This window comes from Bradyrhizobium sp. JYMT SZCCT0428, assembly GCF_018131075.1.
Classification (GTDB): Bacteria; Pseudomonadota; Alphaproteobacteria; order Rhizobiales; family Xanthobacteraceae; genus Bradyrhizobium.
This window is the reverse complement of sequence record NZ_JAFCLS010000159.1, coordinates 1-1,662: the sequence shown is the minus strand read 5'-3', so window position 1 is coordinate 1,662 and position 1,662 is coordinate 1. Positions and strand designations below refer to the sequence as shown.

At 55.1% G+C, this 1,662-nt stretch carries 1 pseudogene; it reads right to left on the bottom strand.

The window, feature by feature from the left end:
* Positions 1 to 260: 260 nt before the first annotated feature.
* A pseudogene (gene plsY, locus JQ575_RS44150) lies at positions 261 to 961 on the bottom strand (glycerol-3-phosphate 1-O-acyltransferase PlsY).
* Positions 962 to 1,662 lie beyond the last annotated feature (701 nt).

The window sequence follows — 1,662 nt, the reverse complement described above, 5'->3', positions numbered from 1 at the left end:
GCTTTCAGACTGTTGGATTGTCGGACATAGATTGCCCGTGTGGGCAAGATAAGAAGTCGCGACGCTTCTATAGTGATCATCAAAGCACGTTGGTTGCTATTGGGATAGGCCGCCATGTCCGAGGCTCATTCGTCGGTTTGGCCAGACCACGGCGACCTCCGGTCTACCCCGATGAACGGACATTCTCAGCATAGGCGGCATGTCTCAAAAGTGCCACAAGCGGCCCACGTGCGATGTCGAAACTCCGGAAAATACACTCGCTAGACTTGCGCTTCCGTTTTCGTATCTGGGCGGCCTCGACCTAGGCGTGGCTCCGTTCCCACTAATAGCCGTTGAATGTTGGTACGATGACGAACAATCACGTAGATGCCGCCTCCGATCACCAGCAATCGATAGGGCAACGGGTGCTCGAAACCGCAGACAAGAACGATGGCCGTCAACGCCGCGAGTATTGAGCTAAGGGAAACAATTCGGGCAACAGCCAGCACGACGCCAAAGACCATCGCAGCACCCAATCCCACTGGCCACGACATCGCCAGCAACACACCGAGCCCAGTCGCCGCGGACTTGCCGCCTGTAAAGTTCAACCAGATCGAGCGGCTATGCCCCAACAGCACGGCAATTCCTGCCAAGCAAACAGCCCATGGCACCCATACTTGCAACTCAGGTGCCGTCGGCGGCGTCGGGGATAATTCTGTATAGAGCCAAGGACAGAACGAGCGGGCAACGATGATGGCAGCCACGCCTTTCAGCACATCGGCGATGAGCACCACCAACGCAGGCCATTTTCCAAGAGTCCGCAATACATTCGTTGCCCCGGTGGATTTGGAGCCATGCTCTCGAATATCAATGCCCGTGAGCAGTTTCCCCGCCAGGTAGCCCGTGGGCGTAGAACCGAAAGATAGGCGATCACCAATCCAACCGCGCTCGCTGTCCAGAAAGCCCTGGGTTCTAGTTCCAGTTTCACGCCGCCAGTGTTTTAACCCCGACTTCGCTTGACCGCTATGGGTCAAACGCGTCGGTTATGCCCCCGCCAATCGCTTCCGGTCTACCCCCAACTCCGGACATGGCCTGCACCACGCAAACCGAGGCTTTGTGCCAATTGCCGGCATCGCGCGAATGAAAATTACGCGGCGTCATCATTGCTGATAACAACGAAGTACATTGCTGGCTGATCTAACTGGACAGAGCTTATGCACCTTCAACGCGCGAGGCGTTCCAATGGTATGTTCAGCCGTCGGCCTGCGTTCGAGACTTGCTTTCGCTCGATTAAACCGTTCGCGGCCATGCCTCGCAATTTTTCCTTGACCGTGACATGCGACCACAATGAAACGCCCTTCCAGATTTCGAGAGCCGTGATTGCGTTCTCTTCGCCAATGGGTATGGAATTGATCAACTCGTCGGGGGTAGGCATTCGATGGATCTCGGACAATGGCCATACCTTGCAGTTGAAATACTAACGAATTGCCTGAGGCTGTTGACCAGCGGGCCAGTCTGAGTTGTCTACGCACAGCGTCTCACTCTCACGCTGTTAATTCCCAGAGTGGCCGATGAGCAACAGAGTGCATCTTCCTGCTCGGCAATTGCACATTTTAGTTTACGCGCGTTTCGTTTCGCTCTTTGTTTCATGTACCGGGGCTGGCAGCGTTTCATACTTATCTA